Below are 24,463 nucleotides of genomic sequence, written 5' to 3'. Positions count from 1 at the left end.
CTAAGCAAGGAGGGGGAGGACAAGAATCTATCTTGTCCGATTACAATCGACAGGGTAATTGCGTTTAGGCAATCAGTTTATCGGTTTTTAATTGGCGTCCGGCGCCAGATAAAACGCATCCGGCAATTGCGCGCCGGCCGTGGTGTGTTTGATTTCGCCTTTTAAATTGCTCAGCACCACAGGCAATGCCGGTCCGCCGAGTTCGATGATGACCTGGCGGCAGGCGCCGCAGGGCGCGATCGGGCCGTCGGTGTCGCCGGTGACGGCGATTGCAGCGAAATCGCCCGGACGATAGCCGGCTGCAATCGCGCTGAACAAGGCGGTGCGCTCGGCGCAATTGCACAGGCCGTAGGAGGCGTTCTCGATATTGCAGCCGCGGAAGATGGTGCCGTCCTTGGTCTGAACCGCGGCACCGACTTTAAACCTGGAGTAGGGCGCGTAGGCGCGTTCGCGGGCTTGCTGGGCTTCGGCGATCAAATGTTGCGTGAGGTCTTGGGTGGTCATGCGGATTCTCTTTGGGTGTGAAGGGGTTGGCAGAATAGTCAGAATAGTCAGAATAGTCGGACTAGGCAGATCGATTCGCCATCATTTCAAAATCAATCCCGCTTATCCGGTGCGGCTTTCAGGCTGAAAATGGCTGGAAAGGCTTATGAATAAAGCGGGAGCGTTTTTGGGAATTTCTAAAAACTCCATACTCGAACGCATCGTGTCGTTGCAAAGCCTCGCAATACCGACGTATTGCTGCGTCGATTTGATAACCCTGCCTAGCGCTGCATCTCGATTAGGTTTTTAGAAGCTCCCTTTTGAAACTTTATTTCTTGACGCCGAGTTCTTTCAAACGTTCTTGCAGATAACTGCCGGAAGTATGACGCTCCGACAGCACCACGTCAGGACGCGGATGCAGGAACAGCGGCAAGGAAATACGCGATTTTTTCGCTTCTTCGCCGGTCGGATTCAAGACGCGATGGATGGTCGACGGGTAGTAACCTTGCGACGCTTCATCGAGCATGTCGCCGATATTCACGATCAGCATGCCGAAGTCGCAGGGCACATCATGCCAGGTATCGTCTTTGCCCAACACCTGCAAACCTGCCTGCGTCGCCGCCGGCAATACGGTCAGCAGATTGATGTCGCCATGCGCTGCCGCGCGCACCGCATCCGGCTCTTCATCGCCACGCAACGGCGGATAATGCAATACCCGCAGCAAGGTCAGGTCGCTGTCGGTGATCATGTCGGATAGCGGCATCGAGTATTTGGCTTTGATGTCGGCCGGCGTGTGATCCTCCACCCATTGCAGCAATTCGGTCGCGAGCTGGTTGCCCTGATCGTAGTACTGACGCGCCGCATCCGATACCTCGGCGGGATAGCGGCCTTCGGGGTAGATATGGTAAAACTCTTTCAGGTCGCGCTTGGTATTGCCCTTGGCGGTTTCAGAAATTTTTGGCGAAAAATAGCCGTCCATTTTTTCGGCATCGAAGTCGTATTTGTTCTTCGCGTCGGTCTGGAAGAAGTCATACCATTCCTTGTAAATGGTGTTGAGCAAATCTTGCGACAAGGGATGATTGGTCAGGACGCCAAAGCCGGTGTGGTGCAGGCTTTCGGTGAATTTTTTGGCCGCATCCGGACTGCGGTAATCAACTGGTTCGATAAACATGATCTCTCCTCTTTTGCTGTTACTGGTTCAGCGCTGGCTGTAACCAGTTGCCGGACAAGGTCGCATCGATCAATTTGACGCAGGCATCGGCATCGATTTTCATGCAAACGCGGGTCTCCGGCTTGCTGATTTCCCAGCCCGCTTGCGGGTAAGGGATGGCGAGTTTTGCCATCATGGTCTGACCGTTGCCGATACCCTCTTTGGCGACGCGCACACGACCATTTTGCGTTTCGAACATCTCCGGCGCGACCAGCCACACAAACGCCAGTACATCATGGCCATAGCAGGCATGACCGAGGTCGGGGCGGATGCTCTGGTAGAAGTTCGCATAGAAATTCACCGCGTGCGACAGGGTATCCATCGCGACGTGCTGGTGCTGCACTGCCAGACGGGCGAAGAAGCTCGATGGCAATACCACGCGATGGGTGACGTCCAGGCCGACCATGGTCAGATCCCAGCCTGCGGTAAACACCAGGTCCGCTGCATCAGGATCGTTCCAGACATTGGCTTCGGCGACCGGCGATACATTGCCAGGCTCATCGACGGCACCGGCCATCAACACGACTTTTTTCAGCAGCTTAGGCAGTTGCGGCTCCATCTTCAGCGCCAAAGCCAGGTTGCCCAGCGGACCGACTGCAACCAGGGTGATTTCACCCGGATGCTGGCGTGCCATTTTGACGATGAATTCCGCCGCGCTCTCGACTTCGGCTTTACCGCCGACCTCGATGCGGTTGGTCAAGTTACCGAGACCGTCGGCACCGTGGATAAAATCCGGCGGGGTACCGGCTGCTTTGGCGAATGGTACGTTGACGCCCTGTGCTACCGGGATGCTGCGACCTGCGATACGGGTCAGATACAAGGCATTGATCGTCGCCTGTTCTACATACACGTTACCGAAAGTGGTGGTGATGCCGACCACGTCGATGTCTTGATGGGCGAGTGCAAAGTACAGCGCCATTGCATCGTCCACACCTGGGTCCGTATCAAAAATGACTTTGTGTTTTGCTTGCATGGATGTTCTCCAAAATTACTCCGGCTGGCCATTAACAGAACCCAGACGCGAAATGACTTGTTGCGGTTGACCCGGTTCAAGGAGGTCGAAAACCTTGCCGAACATTGCTGTTCGTTGTGTATCCGTTACGGTGTCGGGCGATGCAATTCAATGGCAAGCGCCGCATAATGTAGCGCCCGATATTGTGTTCAGCACGTCGTTTGCCAGCACCCTTACCCTAGCCCTTTCCCGCTGGCGGGAGAGGGGATTAGGGGGATTTAATTTTTAACGCGATTTCACAAACGGCACGCCAATCGCTTTTGGCGCGACGGATTTCGCCATCAGGCCTGCCAATACGATCACCGTGACGACATACGGAATCATCTGTATCAATGAGCCTGGGACTTTGCCGATACCGGGGAATTCTACCCCTTCGATCTGTACTTGCAGCGCCGTGAAAAAGCCGAACATCAGGCAGCCCAATGCCGTTTGCAAAGGGCGCCAGTTGCCGAACACCAGTGCAGTCAAGGCCAGGTAACCGTTACCGGCCGACATGTCGCGCAGGAAGAAGCCGCTTTGTATGATAGACAGATACGCGCCGGAAAACGAGCACAGGACGCCGGCGCATAGCATCGCCATGAAACGGGTGCGTTCGACGTTGATCCCTGCTGCATCGGCCGCATGCGGATTCTCGCCGACGGCGCGCAAGCGTAAGCCGAAGCGGCTGTGATAAATCACCCAGTGCACCAGCGGGATCAGGGCGAACGCCAGGTACACCAGCACGCTGTGACCACCGATTAATTGGCCATAGAGCCAGCCTATCAATGGCATGTTTTCCAGGGCGGCGGTACCCGGCAAGGCGATGTCGAACAAGCGCGCCTGAGCGAGATCGGGTGTGCGGCCGCCTTGCGAAAAGAAGAACTGGGCGAGTACGAAGGTCAGGCCGCTCATCGCGATATTGATCGCAATACCGGCGACCAACTGATTGCCTTTTTGCGTGATGCTGACGAAGCCTTGCAGCAAAGCGATTGCGACAGAAACGCCGAGTCCCGCCAGTATGCCTAGCCACGGATTTTGCGTGGTGTAGGCCACTGCAGCCGAGGCGAAGGCGGAGGCCAGCATCTTGCCTTCGAGCGCCAGATCAACCACGCCGCTGCGTTCGGCAAACAGACCTGCCATCGCGGCGAAAATCAGGACCGGCGCATTGCGGATGGTAGAGACCAGTATGCTGGCGAAATGAAAATCATCAAACATCATTAACTCCGCTTCAGTGCGCGTGCCAACACCGGCGCATACAGGTTTTCCATGGCGCCGCAAAACAAGATGATCAGGCCCTGGATAAAGATAAACGTTTCGGTCGGAATATTCGGTTTTTCCAGCGACAGATCGAAGCCGCCCTGAATCAGGGCGCCGAACAGGATCGATGACAGCAAAATGCCGAGCGGATGCTGACGTCCCATCAGTGCAATTGCAATACCGATAAACCCTGCGCCTGCCGGGAAATTCAGATTCAGGTAATGGGTGGAACCCATCAGGGAATTCACCGACGCCAGACCGGCCAGCCCGCCGGAAATCAGCATCGCAAGCAAGATGGTTTTTGTGATCGAGATACCCGCATAGTGGGCGGCATGCTGGTTCATGCCGGTGGCGCGCAACTGGTAGCCCCAGGCAGAGCGCCACACTGCAATGCCGTAAATCGCCAGCGCCACCAGCGCCAGGATGAAGCTGATGTTCAGCGGGGTTTCGCCGAGCACGGGCAAGATCGCATTCAACTTCGGCAGCCATGCGGTTTCGGCGAAGACGCGGCTGGCGGGGTTTTGCTGGCCTGTCGGGATCAGGTAAGTCACGATCGCAAAATTCATCAGGCTCGCCGCAATGAAGTTGAACATGATGGTCGTCACCACGATATGACTGCCGCGCCTGGCTTGCAGATAGCCGGGCAGATAGGCCCAGGCCGCGCCGAACACCGCGCTGCCGATAATCGCTAAAGGAATCAGCAGCCAGCCAGGCAGACTGGCATCGAGTGCCAGCAACACCAGCGTCAGGCCAAGACCACCGATATACATCTGGCCTTCGCTGCCGATATTGAACAGGCCCGCCTGCATCGCGATAGAGACGGACAAGCCGGTAAAAATAAAAGTCGAGGCGTAAAACAGGGTATAGCCCAGGCCTTCGGGATTCAGCACGGCGGCATTGAGCAAAATACCTAATGATTCAATCGGACTCTCACCCAATAGGTAGATCACCAACGCCGCCACCAGCAATGCGGACAGCAAGTTGAGTAAAGGCAGGGCGATCGCTGTGGCCCAGCGCGGCAGTTCGGTATTATTCATTGCTGTGATTCATTGCTGTGATTCATCGCTGTAACTCATGACTATGCTTGACCGGGTGTGCAGAGGAGCCGCCCATCAGCAGGCCGATGCGCGTTGCGTCGAATTCTTCCGCCTTCAATTCACCCGTGATGCAGCCGTCGGACATGACCAGGATGCGGTCGGCCAGCGCACGGACTTCTTCCAGTTCTACCGAGACCAGCAAGATCGCGACGCCGGCATCGCGCATTGCCAGGATTTGGGCGTGGATGTTTTCTATGGTGCCGATATCGACGCCGCGGGTCGGTTGACCGACCAGCATCAGTTTAGGGGCGGCAGCGATCTCGCGTGCAATCACCACCTTTTGCTGGTTGCCGCCCGACAGCAAGGCGATGCGCAATGCCGGATCGGAAGGACGCACGTCGAATTTTTTCAGCAGGTCGGTGCAGTGGCTGAGGGTGCTTTTCAGGTCCAGCAGACCGAAGCGCTTTTTGACTTGTTTTTGGTAGCCGAGAAAGCTATTCATCATCACCGAAAAATTCTTTACGACCGCGTCCCGCAAGCGATCTTCCGGCACATGGGCAATCCCGAGTTCGCGGAAGCGTGCCGGCAAACCGTCGGCATCTTTGCGTCTGGCGATAGGCAGCGCCTTGCCCTGCATTAGCAGTTCGCCGCTGCTCGGCAAACGCATGCCCGAGAGGATTTCCAGTAATTCGCTTTGACCGTTGCCTGAGACCCCGGCAATGGCGACAATTTCACCTGCACGGAGTGTGAAGTTGATGTCTTTTAAGAGTGCCACCGATTGCTTGCTGCGTAAATTCAGGTGCTTGACTTCCAGCACGGTCTGGCCTGGCGCGTACGGCGCACGCGGCAATTGCGTCTGGATAGGACGGCCCACCATCAGGTTCGCGAGTTCTTCTTTATTCGTAGTTGCGGTGGCGACCGAGCCGACCACGGTGCCTGCGCGCATCACGGTGACCTGATCCGTGATGTCGAGAATTTCTTGTAGCTTATGCGTGATCAGGATGATGGTCTTGCCCTGCTCTTTAAACAGGCGCAGCACATCGAATAGCGAGGCGGTTTCTTGTACGGTCAGGACCGCAGTCGGTTCATCGAGGATCAGGATATTGGCGCTGCGGTAGATCTGCTTGAGGATTTCAACCCGTTGTTGCAGGCCGACTGAGAGATCCTGGATTTTGCTCAATGGATCAACCTCGAGTGCGTAGCGCTGGCAAATCTCACGCAGCTTTTTTTCGATCTCGGTACGATGTGCAGCGAGGCGGAATCCTCCTTCGGAGCCGAGCATCACGTTATCCAGCACGGTCATATTCTCTACCAGCATAAAGTGCTGGTGCACCATGCCGATACCAAGCTTGATGGCTTCCTGGCTGTTGCGGATCTGTTGGGCCTGGCCATTGATCTGCAGCCTGCCGCTGTCGGCGCGATAGTAGCCGTACAGGATGCTCATCAGGGTCGATTTACCTGCGCCGTTTTCACCGATGACGCCATGAATACTGCCCGGCGCAATAGAAAAGCTCACGTCGCGATTGGCGTGGACTGCGCCAAAGCGTTTCGAGATTTGTTGGAATTCTACGGCTGCGTGCATACAGGGATGGTGAAAAATGGACTGAATGAGGATGGCTACGGTGATAGATGAATGACTGTCATCGGAAAATTTATTCTGCCCATCACCTTTTACACAGATGTGGGCAGCGGCGCTCAATCACTATCAAACCGGGCACTTACTACCCTCGCGGAAATCGATGACCTTGACCTTGCCATTGATGATGTCTTGCTTGGCCGCGTTCACGCGTTTTTCGATTTCCGGTGTAATCAGACTGCGATTGTCTTTGTCCAGGGCCCAGTCAACGCCGCCTTCTTTCAGGCCTTTATTGATGACGCCGGCTTTCCAGTTGCCATTTTTGATTTGCATGAAGCTGTCGTAGATGGCCTGGTCAACGCGCTTGACCATCGAAGTCAGCATGGTACCCGGATACAGGTAGTTTTGATTTGAATCGACGCCGATGGCCAGCTTGCCTTTTTCTTTGGCGGTTTGCAGTGTGCCCATGCCGCTGCCACCGGCGGCGGCGAAGACTACGTCGACGCCACGCTCAAACTGGGCGCGTGCCAGTTCGCCGCCTTTGGCCGGATCGTTCCATGCGGACGTTGTGGTGCCGACCATATTGCTGGTGACATCGACTTTGGCGTCTACTGCTTTGGCGCCTTGCGTATAGCCGCAGGAAAAGGTGCGGATCAGTGGAATATCCATGCCGCCGACGAAGCCGATTTTCTTGGATTTGCTGGCCATCGCGGCCGCTACGCCGACCAGATACGAACCTTCTTGCTCCTTGAACAGGACGGAACTGACGTTGTCGCCGGCGGCGACGCCATCGATCAGAACGAACTTGGTTTTTGGAAATTCTTTTGCGATATTTTGTACCGCCTGGCTTTGGGCAAAACCGATGGCAGCGATCAGGTCGACGTTCTTGCGTGCCAGGTTACGCAACACCTGTTCGGTCTGGGTGTCGCTGGCGACCTGCACTTCGAGGTAGGCGATCTTGGTTTCTTTTTTGAAGCGCTCTGCGCCTTCCGAGGCCGATTGATTGAAGGATTTGTCGAACTTGCCACCTGCGTCATAAATCACGGCCAGCTTAGGATCGGCGGCGCGCACATTGGCAGCGAACAGGCTCGATACAGCGGTCATGGTCAGGCAAAGATGCTTCAGTTTCATCGGTATATCCTCGTCGGTCGTATTCGTTGGAGATGTTTGGTGGCCAGGCAGATTCAAATCATTTCAAGGGTATTCTTAGCAGCAGCTAGCAAGCCTAACATGGTCTTTCTATTCCGGTCTGGCAGCGCCGATTTTATTTCAAATTCTGTTGCCGCAGTGCTGAGGTGATGGGCGCAGCGACCGCATCCGGCGTATTTGTTCCCAAGATATTCATGCAGCCTTGCGGCGCTGCATGAATTCCAGCACATCCTGCCGATGCGGGATGGAGGTTTGCGCACCCAGTTTCGTCACGGTCAGCGCCGCTGTGTATTGCGCTTCTCCGCTGGCATCCAGCACGCTCAATCCATTCGCCAGGCCGACCGCCAGAGCGCCGACAAAGGTATCGCCGGCGGCTGTGGTGTCAACTACATCGACCTTGATCGCCGCAATAAATTGGCTGCCCGTGTTATCCGTGATGATCACGCCATGTTCGCCCATGGTCAGCAGCACTGTGCCGACACCGCGCTTGAGCAAAGCCTGCGAAGCTGATTTGGCGCTGTCCTGATCGGTGACGGCGATGTTGCTGAGCTGGGACGCTTCAGTTTCATTGACTACCAGGTAGTCGACCAGTTGCAATAAATCGTCGCGTAAATCTTGCGCAGGAGCCGGGTTCAGGATGACGCCGACTTGGTGTTGATGCGCAATCTGGATCGCCCGTTCGACGCTGGCCAGCGGTGTTTCCAGTTGGCATAACAACAGCCTGGCGGTACTGATAGCGGCAGTGGCTTGGTCTACTTGCGCAACCGACACGCGGGCATTGGCGCCTGCGGCCAGAACGATACTATTGTTGCCGCTGTCTTCGACCAGGATACCGGCAACGCCAGTGGCGACGCCATCGATGCTTGCCAGATGGCTGAGTTCTATGCCTTCTTTTGCCAGGCAGGCCTGAGAAAATTCACCAAACCCGTCTTTGCCAATTGCGCCGATAAAGCTGACATCCGCTCCCTGGCGTGCGGCCGCAACGGCTTGATTGGCACCCTTGCCGCCGGGAATTTGACGAAATTCATGACCATGCATGGTTTCGCCAACGGCGGGCATGCGAGGGGTGCGAAACACCAGGTCCATATTGACGCTACCAACTACGGCGATGCGTGGCTTCATTTGACGATCTCTTGGCTAAAAAAATGAGTGCGCAATCGTTTGCGCAATCGATTTCCCATTTAACTATGGTGGGCTTATGCAAGTCAAGAACTAATCTGCAAAGCGTTGAAATTTTGCTTCAAATCCAAAATGTTGCCGATTTTGCACGGGATGGCTGGTGGTGTCAAATCAAGATGTCGATAGCGTTCTTCCATATTCACATCTTGCAAAAAATACGTCAAAAATTCAAGTTTGATTGACAATAAAAAGACATTTGTTTATTGTTGTAAACAAATGTTTGTTATGTTCTCATTGAATTACTCTTTTGGACGTCTCGTGACCGAATCAAAAAAAGAGCAGGTATATCAGATTATCCACGCGCAACCTTTCGTCTCGCAGCAGGAGTTGGCAGAGCGCCTGCAATTGTCGCGTTCTGCAGTCGCCGGCCATATCGCCAGCCTGATCCGCGAAAAACGTCTGCTGGGCCGTGCCTATGTGTTTCCTCAGAGTCGGCCTGTGGTGTGCATAGGCGGTGCCAATATCGATCGCAAAGTGCGCACCTTGGGTGCTTTGCAAATGGGCACCTCGAATCCGGTCAGCCAGCATGAAAGTTTTGGCGGCGTGGCACGCAATATCGCCGAGAACCTGGCGCGCTTGGGTTTGCCGTCGAGCCTGATCTGCGCCACCGGCGACGATGCCGCAGGTGCGGATTTGCTGCGGCAAGCACGTGCTGCCGGGATAGACACCAGTGCCTGCCTGACGCTGGCAGGGCAGGGGAGCGGCAGTTATACCGCGGTTCTCGATGCCGATGGCGACATGCTACTGGCGCTGGCGCACATGCAATTATGCGAGCAGCTCGACGTCGCTTTTTTATCGAGTCGTCAAACCCAGAGGTCGGCGGCACTCATGACGGTGGCAGATTTGAATTTACCCAAATCCAGTATCGAGTATTTGCAGGCCGAAGCGATACGCTGCGAGCATGCCCTGATACTGGTCGCCGTGTCGCAACCGAAGATGAATCGCTTGCCCGCCAATTTGCAAGGCGTGCGCCTGTTGATGTTGAATCGTGCCGAACTGGAAACGCGTACCGTACAGGCTTTGATCACCGAAGATGAGATCAGGCATGCGTGCCGGCTGTTACAGGCCCAAGGTGCGCAAGATGTGATGGTGACTCTCGGCGCAGCTGGCGTGATGCTGACCGATGGCCCTGCCTGGCATCAGCTAGCTGCGCCGGTCGTTGCGGTGCAGGACGTTACCGGTGCCGGCGATGCCTTTGCCGCGGCAGTCTGCTGGTCGCTGTGCCAGGATAACGCCGACATGTTGACGGCCGCACAGCGCGGCCTGCATTTGGCTGCGCTGACCTTACAGAGCGCGGCCACCGTTTGTCCCGACCTGACCCCCGATACTTTGACTCACCTAACTGAATAGAAATTGATCGCCATGCAAAACCATCTCGTTTTTTCAGAAGAAGTCGCTCACGCCAAAGCGCAAGGCAAAGCCATCGTCGCTTTGGAGTCGACCATCATTTCGCATGGCATGCCTTATCCACAAAACGTCCAGACGGCGCGCGAAGTCGAGCAGCTGATCCGCGCATCGGGGGCGGTGCCGGCGACGATCGCGATTATCGACGGCAAGATACGGATAGGCTTATCGGATGCCGAACTGGAACACCTGGCCAGCGCACCGGAAGCGATGAAGGTCAGTCGTCGTGATTTACCGTATGTGCTTACCAGCGGCAAGCTGGGCGCCACGACCGTTGCGGCAACCATGATCTGCGCGGAACTGGCGGGAATACAGGTATTCGTCACCGGCGGTATTGGCGGCGTGCATCGCGGTGCCGAAACCAGTTTCGATATCTCGGCCGATTTGCAGGAACTCGCGCAGACCTCGGTTGCAGTCGTGTGCGCAGGAGCGAAATCGATACTGGATCTGGGATTGACGCTGGAATATCTGGAAACCCACGGGGTGCCTGTGGTGAGCGTAGGGCAAATAGAGTTCCCGGCTTTTTTCACCCGCGATAGCGGCTTTAAAGCTGATTTCCGCCTGGATAGCGCACCGGAGCAGGCCGAGTTCGTCCGTTGCAAATGGAGCCTGGGTTTGCGAGGCGGCGTGGTGATTGCCAATCCAGTGCCGCAGGGCGAGGCGATGCCCAAGGCCGAGATCGATCAGATCACAGAACAGGCTTTGCAAGAAGCTGCGGCACAAGGCGTCAGCGGCAAGGCGGTAACACCATTTTTACTGCACAGGATTAAGCAGTTGACCGAAGGGCGTAGCCTGATCACCAATATCGCTCTGGTAAAGAATAATGCGGTGGCGGGTGCACGCCTGGCCGTGGCATTGAATTCACTGAATCAAGCCGGGTAAGTGAATTGAGTAATTGAGCTGAATAAGTAAGCTAAATAAATACGTTGAATAAATAGGATTTACGCAAAAACCAAAACCTCGCACCACAGAGACACGCAGACACAGAGAAAAAACAGGAGAGGAAAGACTTCATTCATGGGGTGATGATATTCAAATGAACCCGCAAGCCGGATGCGCCTGTTGGCACGAAATACCTCTGCAAGCCGCATCCAGCCTGCGGGTTCAATCTGCATTGTGAGAAACAGCTTGTCGTTTTGCGTAAGCCTTAATAAATCAGCTTGGCAGGCGGGAACAATACATTCAGGTCAGCCATCAGGGATAAAAAATACTCACATGGTATCCGGCAGCCTTGAGGTCGGATAACTCAAAATACAATTTGACCGTTTGTTCGCTGGAGGCGGGGAAGCCTTTAGGCAGATCGGTTTTATTGTTCAGATAATCGGCCGGGGTGAAGACTTTACGCAGGACCGGCTTGTCTTTTGCATCGTTCAAGACCAATTCCAGCATCGGCCATTCCTGCGTCAATGAACCTTTATTCTGCAATTGCACTGCGAGTGAAAATACGCTTCTGGCGGTAGACAGGGCTTGCAGTTCATTCGATTCGATGGAGAGCTGATCAATTTGCGCGGGCAGGCTGATCTGGCATTTCAATAATTTGCAGGCGTCGCTCAATGCCGGTTTGGTTTGCGGCAACCAGGCGGCGATTTGATTGCGGGCACTGTAGCTGATCTGGCCTAGCAGCGTGCATAGCATAAGCAAAGAAAAAACGATCATCGCAACACGGATCCAGCGACTGCGGCCTTTGTTTTTTTCCGCGGCGATGATGAATCCCGGTAATTCTGCCTGATGTTCCGGCTGCGACAAGTCGTCCGTAATCGAGTCGGATTTGCCGCTGGCGTCGAATTCCAAACCGTCATGTAAATGCTGCTCCGGCTCGCCGGAATAGATTGCATCATCGCTATTTGCATCTTGAACCGGTTCGTGGGCAACTGCTGCGGCGTCGTTATCCAAACTGTTGCCGGCATCGTCTAAATGCGGCTCCGGCCAGTTAGCGGAGTCCGACTCATGCGCCGATATGGCATCTGCGCTGGACGTGTCCGCTTCGGCTGCCGACCATGAGGGATCATCCATCAAGGCAATCCGTGTTTCCAGTTCTACCTTGTTGATCTGTTCGTCATCGAGTGGCGTCGTTGATGGGGTGAGCGCACTGCTATCCATCGCAGGCTCATCGATGCCCATATCGAAATCAAGATCGTCAGCGCTTATTTCGTGTGCGATACCTGCATCGGGTATGACCGCGACTGTCGGCTCGGCACTGTCAATATGGTTTTCCGCGGCAGATATTTCTGTCGCATTGTCGTGCGCAGTGTGAACGGGTTCACCGGCAGACGTTTCTTCCGGCGTGGCTTGAGGCTCTGCGAGCGCCGTGCTTGTTGCGACGCTGGCCGGCGCTTCTTCAAACGGCACTGTGGAAGGGGATGGTGTTGCCGTGGAGGATGGCCGCGATGCTGCCGTTGCCGTCGGTGCCAGCAAATGTTCGATGCCGTTAAAAGTCTGCTGGCAGGAGCCGCAACGCACCAGGCCACCATGCAACTTCAACTGATCATTGGCAACCCGGAAGGTTGTATTGCAGTGGGGGCATTGGGTGGCGAGTGCCATGTTTCGCTAGTCCTCAGGCAGAACGACGACCGGACAAGGCAACCCAGCCCTCATGCTCTGCCCAGACCGTAAGTTGAATAAACGGTGCATAGGCTGCGGCGACTTCGTCGGCCTGACGCGCTAAGACGCCGGACAAAATCAGAGCGCCGCCAGCCGCGACGCGACCTGCCAGCATCGGTGCCATGACTTTCAGCGGACTGGATAGAATATTCGCGACGACCACATCGAACTGCTGGCCGATCGGATGCGAGAGTGCAAAAGCTTCAGGCAATGCATACGTGATGTCGCAGTGATTGCGTTGTGCGTTGAACTGCGCGGACTCGATGGCTTGCGGATCGATATCCACGCCGACCACAGAGTGTGCGCCGAGTTTTTTCGCGACCATGGCGAGAATGCCTGAGCCGCAACCGTAATCTAACACCGACAAATCTTTGGGGGCATGGGCTTCCAGCCATTCCATGCAGAGACGGGTAGTCGGATGGCTACCGGTGCCGAACGCCAGGCCGGGATCCAATTCGAGCACCAGCGCATGGGGATCGGGAATTTCATGCCAGCTCGGAACTACCCAGATATTCTTGCCGATATGGATAGGATCAAACTGAGATTGGGTCAGTCGCACCCAATCTTGTTCTTCCACTCTACGGGTGGTGTAGCCAGGGACCGCTGGCAGGCCAATTTCATTCGACGCTGCGCTCAAAATGGCGACAGGATCGGCATCTTCTGCGATCAAAGCGACGACGCGGCTGCGGTCCCATGCGGCTTCTTCCGGCTCCATGCCCGGTTCGCCGAACAAGGGCTTTTCCGCATCGGTACCTTCGTCGGCATCTTCAACAGAAACCGATAAGGCGCCAGCCTCCATCAGCGCATCTGACAGGCTTTCTGCATGATCGCGCGCGACCTCGATAACGATTTCTATCCAACCCATTTTCATATCCTTGTTAACAGACCCTGCATCAGGACGCAAGGGATCGATGGATCAGTGCGTCCTGAATTACTTTTTTAGTCCTAAAAGTCTGAAAAACCGACTTACGACTTATTTTTCTTTGCCAGATCCGGCATTTCCGCCAGCTTGTGTTCCAGATAGTGAATATTGGTACCGCCTTCGATGAATCTTGCGTCGACCATCAACTCACGATGCAAAGGGATATTGGTTTGGATACCCTCGACAACCATCTCGGACAGCGCAATCTGCATACGGCGAATGGCTTGTTCGCGTGTCGTGCCGTAAGAGATGACCTTGCCGATCATGGAATCATAGTTCGGCGGCACGAAGTAACCCGCATACGCATGTGAATCAACGCGAATGCCAGGTCCGCCCGGCGCATGCCATGATGTGATGCGACCTGGTGACGGTATGAATTTGAACGGGTCTTCCGCATTGATACGGCATTCGATGGAATGACCTTTCAACTCGATATCGCTTTGTCGTACCTGGAGTTTTTCGCCAAAAGCAATACGGATTTGTTCCTGCACGATGTCGATGCCGGTGATCATTTCAGTCACGGGATGCTCAACCTGTACACGGGTGTTCATTTCGATGAAATAGAACTCGCCGTTTTCGTACAGGAATTCAAAGGTACCTGCACCGCGATAGCCGATCTTGCGGCAGGCTGCGGCGCAACGGTCGCCGATTTTTTCAATAATCTTGCGTGGAATCCCTGGTGCCGGCGCTTCTTCGATGACTTTTTGATGGCGACGTTGCATCGAGCAATCGCGCTCGCCTAACCAGACCGCATTGCCGTGCTGATCGGCCAGGATCTGGATTTCCACATGGCGTGGATTTTCCAGAAATTTTTCCATATACACTTCCGGATTGCCGAAAGCGGCGCCGGCTTCGGTTTTGGTCATGGTGACCGCATTCAGCAGCGCGGCTTCGGTATGCACCACACGCATGCCGCGGCCACCGCCACCGCCAGCGGCTTTGATGATGACCGGATAGCCGACTTTACGCGCGGTCTGGACGATCGCTTTAGGATCGTCTGGCAAAGCCCCTTCCGAACCCGGCACGCAAGGCACGCCGGCTTTGATCATCGCGTGCTTGGCGGACACTTTGTCGCCCATCAAGCGGATCGACTCAGCGCGTGGGCCGATGAAAATAAAACCGGATTGTTCTACGCGTTCAGCAAAATCGGCATTTTCAGATAAAAAACCATAGCCCGGATGAATCGCCTGCGCATCGGTGACTTCCGCCGCGCTGATAATCGCTGGCATGCTGAGGTAGCTTAAATTGGATGGCGCCGGGCCGATGCAGACAGATTCGTCCGCCAGTTTTACGTATTTTGCTTCGCGATCAGCTTCGGAGTGAACGACCACGGTTTTGATGCCCATTTCACGGCAGGCGCGCTGGATGCGTAGCGCGATTTCCCCCCGGTTGGCGATTAGAATTTTTTCAAACATGATATAAATTTTGCAGTAGCAGTGCTTGCAGCGTTGCAGGCAGTATCGTCACTTGGGTACAAAACTCACAGCGTACACAACGTGGAATACTGAGTTTAGCCGTTCTGATATCTTGGCCTGTCTTAAAACGAAGTCCAGGCTAGTTATCTTGAACTTAGCCGACGATAAACAAAGGTTGGCCGTATTCAACCGGCTGGCCGTTTTCTACTAGAATCTGTTTGATGGTGCCGCTGAAATCACTCTCGATTTCATTTAAAAGCTTCATCGCTTCAATAATGCACAGGGTGTCGCCGACATTGACATTTTTGCCGATATCGACGAAGGGGGCGGAACCTGGCGCGGAGGAGCGGTAGAACGTGCCTACCATCGGAGACTTGACGACATTACCTTCCGGTACTACAGGCGCTATTGGCGCGCTGGCTATGGGGGCTGCTGCCGCCGGCATGGGCGCTTGTTGCATGTGCTGAGGCTGCATCATCACGACTTGATTTTGCGGAACGGCAGAAGTTTTGACAATCCGGACCTTACCTTCGCCTTCAGTGACTTCAAGTTCTGCAATGTCGGACTCGGCAACGAGATCAATTAAAGTCTTGAGTTTTCTTAAATCCATGTGAAATCCCCTAGTGAAGATGCGTCTGAGCTTGAAAATTGTCTCAGCATGCGTTATTGGAATGCACGCAATTATATGCTATATAAAAGCCAATGTGAGTAAATTGCGTGAAGATGCAAGAATTTAAAGATTTTTTAAACTAAAGTCAATCGCTAATCGATAGCCTTCGGTACCAAGGCCGCAAATCACGCCTTTGGCAATTTCAGAAAGAAAAGAATGATGCCGGAAGCGCTCTCTTTGATGCACATTGGAAATATGTACCTCAATAAAAGGGATGGCGACTCCGGCAAGTGCATCGCGTAAAGCAACGCTGGTATGCGTCAAACCGCCCGGATTGATGATGATGGCGTCAATGTGTTCCAGACGCGCAGCATGGATACGGTCAATCAAGGCACCTTCGTGATTACTTTGGAAGCTTGTCAGGTTTGCGCCAGCCTGTTGCGCCTGGATTTTTGCCGCATTTTCCAACTCAGCTAGCGTCGTCGCGCCATACACCTGCGGCTCGCGGGTGCCTAGCAAATTCAGATTCGGACCATTCAGCAGCAGCAGGTTGCTTGCCATATTATCAATTCTGTTTCACGAAGATAGGCGCATTTTGCCGCTATTTGTGGTGGATTGGCAAGGAAAACTATTTGACGGCTTTAGTCAGTTTACTTATATCGGCACGCAATTCATCCATTTTCAGGCGCCCCAGATACTGTTTTGCGATGGTGCCGTCCGGTGCGATCAGCACGGTAAACGGTAATCCGCCTGCCTGGTTGCCCAACTGACGGGATAACTCGGTACCTTCCATGCCAGCGGCAAACAAAGGATAAGTAATCTGATATTTTTTAGCAAAATCGGCGATATTGGTCGGACTGTCGATGCCCAAGCCCAGCAGTTGTACATTACGGCCCGCCAAATCTTTTTGCAGCGCAGACAATTCAGGCATTTCCTGCACGCAAGGGCCGCACCAGGTAGCCCAAAAATTCACCACCAGAAATTTCCCCTGCCATTGCGCCAGTTTTTGGGTTTGTCCTTGGCTATCGGGCAAGGACAGGGCAAGTAATTGCGCCACGCTGGTATTTTTAGGCGTAGTGGGTGCTAACTGCCGGTTGGCAGCAACCACACCGAACGTGAGCGAGGCAAGGGCAACCAGTACGGCGGCGAATAAAAAACGTGGATTCATTCCTGACTTTCTGAAATTAGCGCAGTCACTGCGGCCAGATTGGCGCGCTCATTGCGGCCCCCTGCGCGCAGATCATCCTGGTTATACAGGGCGAGATGCACACCTTCTTGCTGATACATAAAACTCAGGGTCTCGACGGGTTCATGACGTTTGCTCGAGTTATTTTCTGTGACTTCAAAACGAATATCTTGATTCAACAGAAAAATCGCGACGTCTTTGCCATTGTCGGTAAATAAATGCAAATAGATATCCGAATGCTCGCCTGCCGTGCCATTTAGAACTGCACCGACCAGGTAGGGATTGAAGCGCTCTAATAATTGCATGACATCGAGCGCAATCGCACGCAAGTCGCGCAGGCGCTGCGGCTGGCTGTCGCCCAAAAAAATGGCGTTGTATTCGCGCACTTCTTGCTCGATTTGTTGATTGTCTGGCATGACATCGCCACGAATTTTCTGGTTGCCTAGTAATTGTTTGGCAGCGCGGCGTTTGGCGGAACCGTAATCGGCACCGTCTTCAGCGATCATGCGAGCCGCCAGCGCAGCGATCTCGGCGCGCAGGGATTCGGCTTGATTAGGAGTACTTATCATCATTGCGGCATCATAAACTAAAAGACTCGTTGCCGTTTCCAGGCAGTGGCATTTTATGTCGTTTCGCGATTTCCCAAGCCGGACAATTTCCCAAGCCACAATCGCAGACTGTTGATGTCGTCTGTCGGGTAGAATTGCGGGATTCTGAAATTTGCGCGCAGGCCTGCAGGTCTAGTTAAACAATTATGCATATTCATATATTAGGTATTTGCGGTACTTTCATGGGCGGCCTGGCCGTGCTGGCGAAACAGGCGGGGCATCAGGTGACCGGCTGTGACGCCAATGTCTATCCGCCGATGAGTACCCAACTGGAAGCGCAGGGCATTAGTTTGACCGAAGGTTTTGGCGCAGAGCAGATCGCGATTGCGCCGGATTTGTATGTGATCGGCAATGTCGTTACCCGCGGCAATCCCTTGATGGAAGCAATCTTGAATCGCGGTTTACCGTATATCTCGGGGCCGCAATGGATGGGCGAGCATATCCTGCGCGATAAATGGGTGCTGGCAGTGGCGGGCACGCATGGCAAGACCACGACCTCGGCGATGCTGGCCTGGATATTGGAGTCGGCTGGCTATGCGCCGGGCTTCCTGATCGGCGGCGTGCCGCTGAATTTCGGTATTTCTGCGCGCTTGTCCGGTCAGCAAGCCTCGGACTTTTTTGTAATTGAAGCCGATGAATACGATACCGCCTTCTTTGATAAGCGCAGCAAGTTTGTCCACTACCGCACCAAGACGGCGATTCTGAACAATCTCGAATACGATCATGCCGATATTTTTCCGGATATCGGCGCGATAGAAACGCAGTTCCATCATCTGGTGCGCACGGTGCCGGGCGTCGGTCGCCTGATTGTGAACGGGCAAGAAGCGTCACTGCAAAGAGTGCTTGAACGCGGGTGCTGGAGTGAAAAAGAATGCTTCGGCGTTACCGCAAATGCGGCGGATCAGCCGGGCTGGTCATTCGTATTAAAAGACGGCGAAGATTTCGACGTGCTATTCAATGGTGAGCGGCAAGGCACGGTGCGCTGGCAATTGAATGGGGCGCATAACCGCATGAATGCGCTGGCGGCAATCGCCGCTGCGCGTCATGTCGGCGTCACGCCGGCGATTGCAATTGACGCCTTGGGACAGTTTGTCAACGTCAAGCGCCGCATGGAAGTGCGCGGCATTGCGAACGGCATCACGGTAGTCGATGATTTTGCCCATCATCCGACCGCGATCACGACGACGATTGCGGGTTTGCGCCGTAAAGTCGGCGCGGCGCGTATTCTGGCCGTACTGGAGCCGCGCTCTAACACCATGAAGCTCGGCACCATGAAACAAGCGCTGCCGGCCAGCCTGGCGCAGGCGGATTTGGTTTTCGCCTACGGTGCGCCGGCAACAGGCAACACCGTCATGGGGTGGGATCTGGCCGAAACTTTACACCCTCTGGGCGACAAGGCGCGGGCGCATCATGATCTGGCCGAACTGATTGCTGATATTGTCGGCAAGGCGCGGCCTGGCGACCATATTCTGGTGATGAGCAATGGCGGTTTTGGTGGCGTTCATCAAAAATTGCTGGATGCGCTGACCAAGGCTGCGCAAGCATGATTGTGTATTTACACGGTTTTCGCTCGTCGCCGCAGTCGTTTAAAGCCCGCATGATGGCAGACTACATGCAGCGTCTCGGCCGTGCCGGCGAATACGTTTGTCCGCAACTCCCGGCCTCGCCTTTGCTGGCGATACGGCAGGCCGAGCAAATTCTCGCCGCCTGTCCGGCACATGAAGTGACGCTGATCGGTTCTTCGCTCGGCGGTTTCTATGCGACCTGGCTGGCGGAACGCTACGGTTATCAGGCGGTGCTGCTGAATCCCGCCGTCAAGCCGCCGCGCGATCTGGAAAAATATGTCGGTGTGACGACGGCGTATCACAGCGACGAGGTGTTTGAATTCAAAGCCGGCTACGTGGCGGAATTGCGTGCTTACGAAGTTGCTGCAATTACCCGGCCCGAGCGTTATTTTTTGCTGGCGGCAACCGGTGACGAAGTATTGGATTGGCGCGAGATGGTCGCGCATTATCCCGGCGCGAAACAACTGGTGATCCAGGGCAGCGATCACGGCATGGCGGATTTCGCCGGATATATGGATCAGGTACTGGCATTTTGCGATGCAAAACGTGATGCAGGATAATCATACAAATGATGAACTGCATCGCATGCCCTTGAGCGCATCGCCGGCCTGGGCGCACTGGTTTGCCCATGTGAATGGGGTGCAGGCATCGGCTATCATGGCGGACTGGCTATCCAATCGCGGTTCGCTGACAGCGCGGCTGGTGGCGCGATGCGAGCAATTCCGCGTGCAGCGCCTGCATCAGCGCCGCGCCATGTGTTTGGCCGATGAGGCGAGCCAGATCGGTTTGCCGGCGGTCAGTAAAGTGCATGAGCGCGAAGTGATTTTGCGTTGCGATGGACGCGCGATGGTGTATGCGCACACGGTGGTGCCTTTGACCGCGAGTGCGAGCCAGTGGCCTTTGTTCCGTTCGCTCGGGGAGCGTTCTTTGGGCACGACGCTGTTTAATGATCCTCTGGTCGAGCGTGGCGATCTGATGTACGCACGCTTGCGGCCATCCCATCCCTTGATGCGTAGAATCTTGGCAATCGACGAATTGGCAGCGGTGACGCAGGGCGTATTCAGCCTGCTGGCCAGGCGATCCGTGTTCCGCCGCAAAGGCAGCAGCTTGCTGGTGACGGAGGTGTTTTTGCCGGCAATTACAGAATTGAAGTTAATACATACTACTAGGGAGCATATTTAAGTCGCGCCGTATTCTATGCGGATTGAGCTTAAATTTGACGATACTCCCTCTAAAGCTAAATAAATATTAGATAAACAATAGCCGGGCGACCGGCGCATCGAAGAAGTATTGCATGAATTTATTTTTTGAAGAATCCGGTGATTTCAAGGCAGGTAGCGTGTTGTCGCAGGCAGGTGAGGCGTATCAGGTAGAACTGGCGAGCGGCAAGCGCAGCAAGGTCAAGGCCAAGGACGTGCTGTTGCAATTCAGCTCGCCGGATCCGGCGAGCCTGATCGCCCAGGCCAAGGCGCTGGCGGCTGAGATGGACCTGGCGTTTTTGTGGGAAGTCGCGGGCGAAGACGAATTCGGTTTCGCCGAATTGGGTGCCGAATACTTTGGTCACGCGCCGACCCCTGAGGAAGCGGCCGGCCTGATCCTGGCATTGCATAGCTCACCGGTTTACTTCTACAAAAAAGGTCGCGGCCGCTATAAAAAAGCGCCGGAGGCGTCGCTCAAAGCGGCCTTGGCCGGCATAGAAAAGAAGAAGCAGCAATTGATCGTGCAGGCCGCGTACGTCGAAGAACTGAAACAGCATCGCCTGCCCGACGCGTTTAAATCGCTGGCGCTGCAATTGCTATTCAAACCGGATAAAAACAGTATCGAATACAAAGCCATGGCAGAGGCTTGCGACGCCTTGCAAAGTTCGCCCGCCCGCTTGATGCTGGCGTGCGGCGGCTTGAAGAGCGCCAAGGATCTGCATTTTTCTAAATTCTTGTTTGAGAATTTTCCTAAAGGCGTCGGTTTTCCGGCTGCGCCTATTCCAGCTCTGCCCAACGATTTACCGGTGGCCGATGTGCAGGCTTTTTCGATTGATGACGTCACCACGACCGAGATCGACGATGCATTTTCCGTGGTCGAATTGGGTGGCGATCAGATCCGGGTCGGCATCCATATCGCTGCGCCGGCACTCGGCATACAGCGCGGCGATGCGCTCGATGCGATTGCGCGTTCCCGCATGTCCACCGTGTATATGCCGGGCGACAAGATCACCATGCTGCCGGATGCTCTGGTCGAAACTTACACCCTCGGCGAAGGGCAGACGCGTCCGGCCTTGTCTCTATATGTGACGCTGAATACAACGGACTGGTCTGTCGTCAACACGGTGACCAAGATCGAAGCGATACCGATGGCATCGAATCTGCGTCACAACAACCTCGATGCGCTGGTGACCGAGGACAATCTCGCGAATGGCGCTGGCGAGTATCCGCACAAAGCCGAGATCGCCAGAATCTGGCAATGGGCGCTGGTGCTTGAACAGGCGCGTATGGCCAAGCGCGAAAGTTTCGGCCTGAAGCCGGAACAAACCAATCGCGTCGATTTCAATTTCTACGTCGAAGACGATGTCGTCTCTATCGTGCGTCGCAAGCGCGGCGCGCCGCTCGACAAGATGGTTGCCGAGCTGATGATTTTCGCGAATAGCACCTGGGGTAAATTCATGGCCGATCACGGCATCCCCGGCATCTACCGTGCGCAGGGCGGCGGTTCCGGCGGCTGGGCTGCCAAGATGCAGGTGCGCATGGTCACGCACGCCGCGCCGCATCAGGGTCTGGGCGTCGATCAATATGCCTGGAGCACTTCACCGCTGCGCCGGTATACCGATCTGGTCAATCAATGGCAAATCATCGCCTGTGTGCAGAGTGGCGTGACGGCGCCGCTGGTTGCGCCGTTTAAACCCAAAGATGCCGACCTGTTCGCCATCGTCTCCGGTTTCGATGCGGCCTATTCTGCGTACGGCGATTTCCAGTCCAGCATGGAAAGATATTGGTGCCTGCGCTGGTTGCAGCAAGAAGAGGCACGTCAGGTCGACGCCGTGGTGTTGAAGGATGAAGTGCTGCGCCTGGTCGATATCCCGCTGATTATCCGTTTGCCCGGCATGCCGCAGATGGCGCGTGGCGCACAGGTGAAACTGGATATCCTGCGCTGGGATGAAGTCGATCTGAGCGTCGAAGCGCGCATCCTGGAAATGCTGGCCAGCGTCACCGATGAAGGCTTGGGCGATGTCGACGATGATGCGGCGGACGGCGTCATCGCCGAGGTGATTGACGCTGTTGCCGATGAGTTTGCCGGCGAGGCGCTCGATCGCAGTGCCGGTCAGGCCGCATTGGCGAATGCGGATGAAACCAACGGCGCTACAATGGCAGAAGAAAACGGCAATATCGAATCGCTACCTGTGTCACAGCAAGCCGAGCATCATATCAATCCCGCCAAAGCAGAAGATTAGCGGAACCTGAAGGCGATTGAGTCCGAGTGCCGCAGCCCCATTAAAAAACGACGAAACTATTTGTGAAATCCATTTTTGATAATCTGATTCTGTCCACTGCCATCATGATCTCCCTGGTAGTCCACGGGATGGTCTTGCTGATGCATTTTGTCGCCCCCAGGCCCGCCGAGGCAGTTGCCGCCGATCCTGGCCTCGAGGTTATCCTGGTCAATGCCAAGCATGATAAAAAACCGCTGAAGGCAGAAGCCTTAGCGCAGGCAGATCTTGACGGTGGCGGCGCCAGCGATGCCGGGCGTGCTAAATCCCCGCTACCGGATATGCGCAAGACCGAGAATGGCGACAGCATCATGACCGCCAAGCGCAAGGTCGAAGAATTGGAGGAGCGGCAAAAAAATTTGATGGATCAGGTCAATCTAAAAACCCCGTTCAACTCGAGCAAAGCCAGCGATAGCAACAAAACGGACGATAGTAAACAAAGCAGTAACGGGCGCGATAATGCGGATAGCAATCAGGCGCTGGCAAGAATGGCGGCTGAAATTTCGCAAACCATAGAAGACCAGAATAAACGTCCGCGCAAGACTTTTATCACCCCGAGTACGCAGGCCGTCGGTTATGCCATCTATTACAAAACCTTGCAGAAAAAAATCGAAGATATCGGTACGCTGAATTTTCCGCAGAAAGACGGCAAAAAGCTCTACGGCGAATTGATTATCTATATCCCGATTTTTCAAGACGGCACCATCTATGAAAAAGACGGTGGTCCGCGGGTAGAAAAATCCTCCGGCAACCGCTCCCTGGATGCCGCCGCCTTACGCATCGTAAGACGCGCTGCACCGTTCGGGAAATTCCCAGTGAATATGCGCTCGAACGACAAAGACGATCTCTGGGTGGTCATCACGCGCTTCAAATTTACCCGCGACCAGCAGCTAGAGACAGAATTGCGCGGAGGTCCGAATTGAACGCACTCAATGACATCATGCCGCCCGATCGTTACGTGGTGATCGGCAATCCGGTTGCGCATAGCAAGTCGCCGGCGATCCACGCCAGCTTTGCCGCTCAGACCGCGCAGCACATCGATTACCGGCATTTGCTGGCGCCTTTGGATGGCTTTGCCGAGGCAGTGCTGTCTTTTCGCCAGGCTGGCGGAAAAGGTGCGAATGTCACCGTGCCTTTTAAACTCGACGCATTCGCCTTAGCCACCCGATTGACGCCGCGTGCGCAGGCTGCCGGTGCGGTGAATACGCTGAAATTTGATGGCGATACGATTCTTGGCGACAACACCGATGGCCAGGGACTGATCGCCGATATCGTGCGCAATGCCGGTGTGGCGATCAAAGGCAAGCGGGTATTGCTGCTGGGTGCGGGCGGTGCAGCACGCGGCGCTTTGCTGCCTTTGCTTGAACAGGAGCCAAAGGAACTCGTGATTGCCAATCGCACTGTCGCGAAAGCGCAGGAGTTGATGGCTCTGGCGCATCAGCAGGCACAGAATGCAGCGATGGTGGCGCGCGTCAAAACCAGTTCTTTTAGCGCGCTGGATGGTGCGTTCGACGTGGTGATTAATGCGACTTCGGCCAGCCTGCATGAGGATGTGCCGCCTGTCCCGTCCACCGTTTTTACGACCGCCAGCCTGGCCTACGACATGATGTACGGTGCGCAGCCGACGGCGTTCTTGCGCTTTGCTGCGGCACACGGCGCGCAGGTACGTGACGGGCTTGGGATGCTGGTCGAACAGGCCGCTGTCGCTTTTGAATTATGGCGCGGCGTGGCGCCGGCAACGGCGACGGTGCTGGCCGAATTGCGCAGCGCCCTGACGACCTCGGCGAGCTAA

24 protein-coding genes are annotated in these 24,463 nt (G+C 55.1%); 9 read left to right on the top strand and 15 right to left on the bottom strand.

The annotated features are described in order from the left end of the window. Positions 1-87 precede the first annotated feature (87 nt). From LPB67_RS13310 to rbsK, 8 genes are all read right to left on the bottom strand, one after another. Complete coding sequence (locus tag LPB67_RS13310; RefSeq protein ID WP_262837744.1) at positions 88-504, bottom strand: cytidine deaminase; 417 nt, start codon at positions 502-504, stop codon at positions 88-90. A 307-nt stretch (positions 505-811) separates the two neighbouring features. Continuing rightward, entirely contained in the window at positions 812-1,654 is an 843-nt protein-coding gene (locus LPB67_RS13305; protein WP_262837743.1) for an isopenicillin N synthase family dioxygenase, read from the bottom strand. Between the two features lie 19 nt (positions 1,655-1,673). Continuing rightward, a complete protein-coding gene (locus LPB67_RS13300) occupies positions 1,674-2,666 on the bottom strand; it encodes a nucleoside hydrolase (RefSeq protein ID WP_262837742.1) in 993 nt (330 codons plus the stop codon). 264 nt (positions 2,667-2,930) lie between these two features. Beyond that, complete coding sequence (locus LPB67_RS13295; protein WP_316685221.1) at positions 2,931-3,902, bottom strand: ABC transporter permease; 972 nt, start codon at positions 3,900-3,902, stop codon at positions 2,931-2,933. Then, positions 3,902-4,978, bottom strand: a complete 1,077-nt coding sequence (locus LPB67_RS13290; protein WP_262837740.1) for an ABC transporter permease — start codon at positions 4,976-4,978, stop codon at positions 3,902-3,904. Before LPB67_RS13290 ends, LPB67_RS13295 begins: the two co-directional genes overlap by 1 nt. A gap of 22 nt (positions 4,979-5,000) precedes the next feature. Next, a complete protein-coding gene (locus tag LPB67_RS13285) occupies positions 5,001-6,560 on the bottom strand; it encodes an ABC transporter ATP-binding protein (RefSeq protein ID WP_262837739.1) in 1,560 nt (519 codons plus the stop codon). A 123-nt stretch (positions 6,561-6,683) separates the two neighbouring features. Then, positions 6,684-7,685, bottom strand: coding sequence for a BMP family protein (locus LPB67_RS13280; RefSeq protein WP_262837738.1), 1,002 nt, complete (start codon positions 7,683-7,685; stop codon positions 6,684-6,686). Positions 7,686-7,895: 210 nt separating this feature from the next. Then, positions 7,896-8,825, bottom strand: a complete 930-nt coding sequence (gene rbsK / locus LPB67_RS13275; RefSeq protein ID WP_262837737.1) for a ribokinase — start codon at positions 8,823-8,825, stop codon at positions 7,896-7,898. Here rbsK and LPB67_RS13270 point away from each other — a divergent pair. The 3 genes from LPB67_RS13270 to LPB67_RS13260 all read left to right on the top strand — a co-directional run bounded on the left by LPB67_RS13270 (position 8,816) and on the right by LPB67_RS13260 (position 11,168). After that, positions 8,816-9,064 carry a hypothetical protein gene (locus LPB67_RS13270; RefSeq protein WP_262837736.1) on the top strand — a complete coding sequence of 83 codons (249 nt, stop codon included), beginning with the start codon at positions 8,816-8,818 and terminating at the stop codon, positions 9,062-9,064. The two genes, rbsK and LPB67_RS13270, sit on opposite strands and share 10 nt — an antisense overlap. Positions 9,065-9,140: 76 nt before the next feature. Next, positions 9,141-10,232: a carbohydrate kinase family protein gene (locus LPB67_RS13265; RefSeq protein WP_262837735.1), complete on the top strand. Its 1,092-nt coding sequence runs from the start codon at positions 9,141-9,143 to the stop codon at positions 10,230-10,232. A gap of 12 nt (positions 10,233-10,244) precedes the next feature. Continuing rightward, positions 10,245-11,168: a pseudouridine-5'-phosphate glycosidase gene (locus tag LPB67_RS13260; RefSeq protein ID WP_262837734.1), complete on the top strand. Its 924-nt coding sequence runs from the start codon at positions 10,245-10,247 to the stop codon at positions 11,166-11,168. 312 nt (positions 11,169-11,480) lie between these two features. On the opposite strand, the gene LPB67_RS13255 is transcribed toward LPB67_RS13260, so the two are convergent. The 7 genes from LPB67_RS13255 to LPB67_RS13225 all read right to left on the bottom strand — a co-directional run bounded on the left by LPB67_RS13255 (position 11,481) and on the right by LPB67_RS13225 (position 17,592). Further along, a complete protein-coding gene (locus LPB67_RS13255) occupies positions 11,481-12,827 on the bottom strand; it encodes a DUF3426 domain-containing protein (RefSeq protein WP_262837733.1) in 1,347 nt (448 codons plus the stop codon). Between the two features lie 13 nt (positions 12,828-12,840). After that, positions 12,841-13,752, bottom strand: a complete 912-nt coding sequence (gene prmA / locus LPB67_RS13250; RefSeq protein WP_262837732.1) for a 50S ribosomal protein L11 methyltransferase — start codon at positions 13,750-13,752, stop codon at positions 12,841-12,843. A 101-nt stretch (positions 13,753-13,853) separates the two neighbouring features. Continuing rightward, on the bottom strand, positions 13,854-15,224 hold the full coding sequence (accC, locus tag LPB67_RS13245; protein WP_262837730.1) for an acetyl-CoA carboxylase biotin carboxylase subunit: 1,371 nt from the start codon (positions 15,222-15,224) through the stop codon (positions 13,854-13,856). Between the two features lie 154 nt (positions 15,225-15,378). Continuing rightward, the gene (accB, locus tag LPB67_RS13240) at positions 15,379-15,834 is read right to left on the bottom strand and encodes an acetyl-CoA carboxylase biotin carboxyl carrier protein (protein ID WP_262837729.1); all 456 of its coding nucleotides are present in this window, start codon (positions 15,832-15,834) and stop codon (positions 15,379-15,381) included. A gap of 123 nt (positions 15,835-15,957) precedes the next feature. Continuing rightward, complete coding sequence (aroQ, locus tag LPB67_RS13235; RefSeq protein WP_262837728.1) at positions 15,958-16,395, bottom strand: type II 3-dehydroquinate dehydratase; 438 nt, start codon at positions 16,393-16,395, stop codon at positions 15,958-15,960. 67 nt (positions 16,396-16,462) lie between these two features. Next, positions 16,463-17,002, bottom strand: a complete 540-nt coding sequence (locus LPB67_RS13230) for a TlpA family protein disulfide reductase (protein ID WP_262837727.1) — start codon at positions 17,000-17,002, stop codon at positions 16,463-16,465. Beyond that, entirely contained in the window at positions 16,999-17,592 is a 594-nt protein-coding gene (locus LPB67_RS13225; protein WP_262837726.1) for a hypothetical protein, read from the bottom strand. Before LPB67_RS13225 ends, LPB67_RS13230 begins: the two co-directional genes overlap by 4 nt. Positions 17,593-17,774: 182 nt before the next feature. Here LPB67_RS13225 and mpl point away from each other — a divergent pair, with 182 nt between their 5' ends. The 6 genes from mpl (at position 17,775) to aroE (ending at position 24,463) form a co-directional block, all read left to right on the top strand. Beyond that, positions 17,775-19,175, top strand: a complete 1,401-nt coding sequence (mpl, locus tag LPB67_RS13220) for a UDP-N-acetylmuramate:L-alanyl-gamma-D-glutamyl-meso-diaminopimelate ligase (RefSeq protein ID WP_262837725.1) — start codon at positions 17,775-17,777, stop codon at positions 19,173-19,175. Then, complete coding sequence (locus LPB67_RS13215; RefSeq protein ID WP_262837724.1) at positions 19,172-19,753, top strand: YqiA/YcfP family alpha/beta fold hydrolase; 582 nt, start codon at positions 19,172-19,174, stop codon at positions 19,751-19,753. The genes mpl and LPB67_RS13215 overlap by 4 nt, the downstream gene beginning before the upstream one ends. After that, the gene (locus LPB67_RS13210; RefSeq protein WP_262837723.1) at positions 19,743-20,375 is read left to right on the top strand and encodes a chorismate--pyruvate lyase family protein; all 633 of its coding nucleotides are present in this window, start codon (positions 19,743-19,745) and stop codon (positions 20,373-20,375) included. The genes LPB67_RS13215 and LPB67_RS13210 overlap by 11 nt, the downstream gene beginning before the upstream one ends. A gap of 112 nt (positions 20,376-20,487) precedes the next feature. Then, positions 20,488-22,635 (top strand): ribonuclease catalytic domain-containing protein, encoded by a 2,148-nt coding sequence (locus LPB67_RS13205; protein ID WP_262837722.1) that lies wholly within the window; start codon positions 20,488-20,490, stop codon positions 22,633-22,635. 62 nt (positions 22,636-22,697) lie between these two features. Further along, positions 22,698-23,594 (top strand): TonB C-terminal domain-containing protein, encoded by an 897-nt coding sequence (locus tag LPB67_RS13200; RefSeq protein ID WP_410482736.1) that lies wholly within the window; start codon positions 22,698-22,700, stop codon positions 23,592-23,594. A 17-nt stretch (positions 23,595-23,611) separates the two neighbouring features. Further along, entirely contained in the window at positions 23,612-24,463 is an 852-nt protein-coding gene (aroE, locus tag LPB67_RS13195; RefSeq protein ID WP_262837819.1) for a shikimate dehydrogenase, read from the top strand.

This window comes from Undibacterium sp. Jales W-56 (assembly GCF_025548535.1).
Classification (GTDB): domain Bacteria; phylum Pseudomonadota; class Gammaproteobacteria; order Burkholderiales; family Burkholderiaceae_D; genus Undibacterium.
This window is presented reverse-complemented; position numbering and strand designations above follow the sequence as displayed.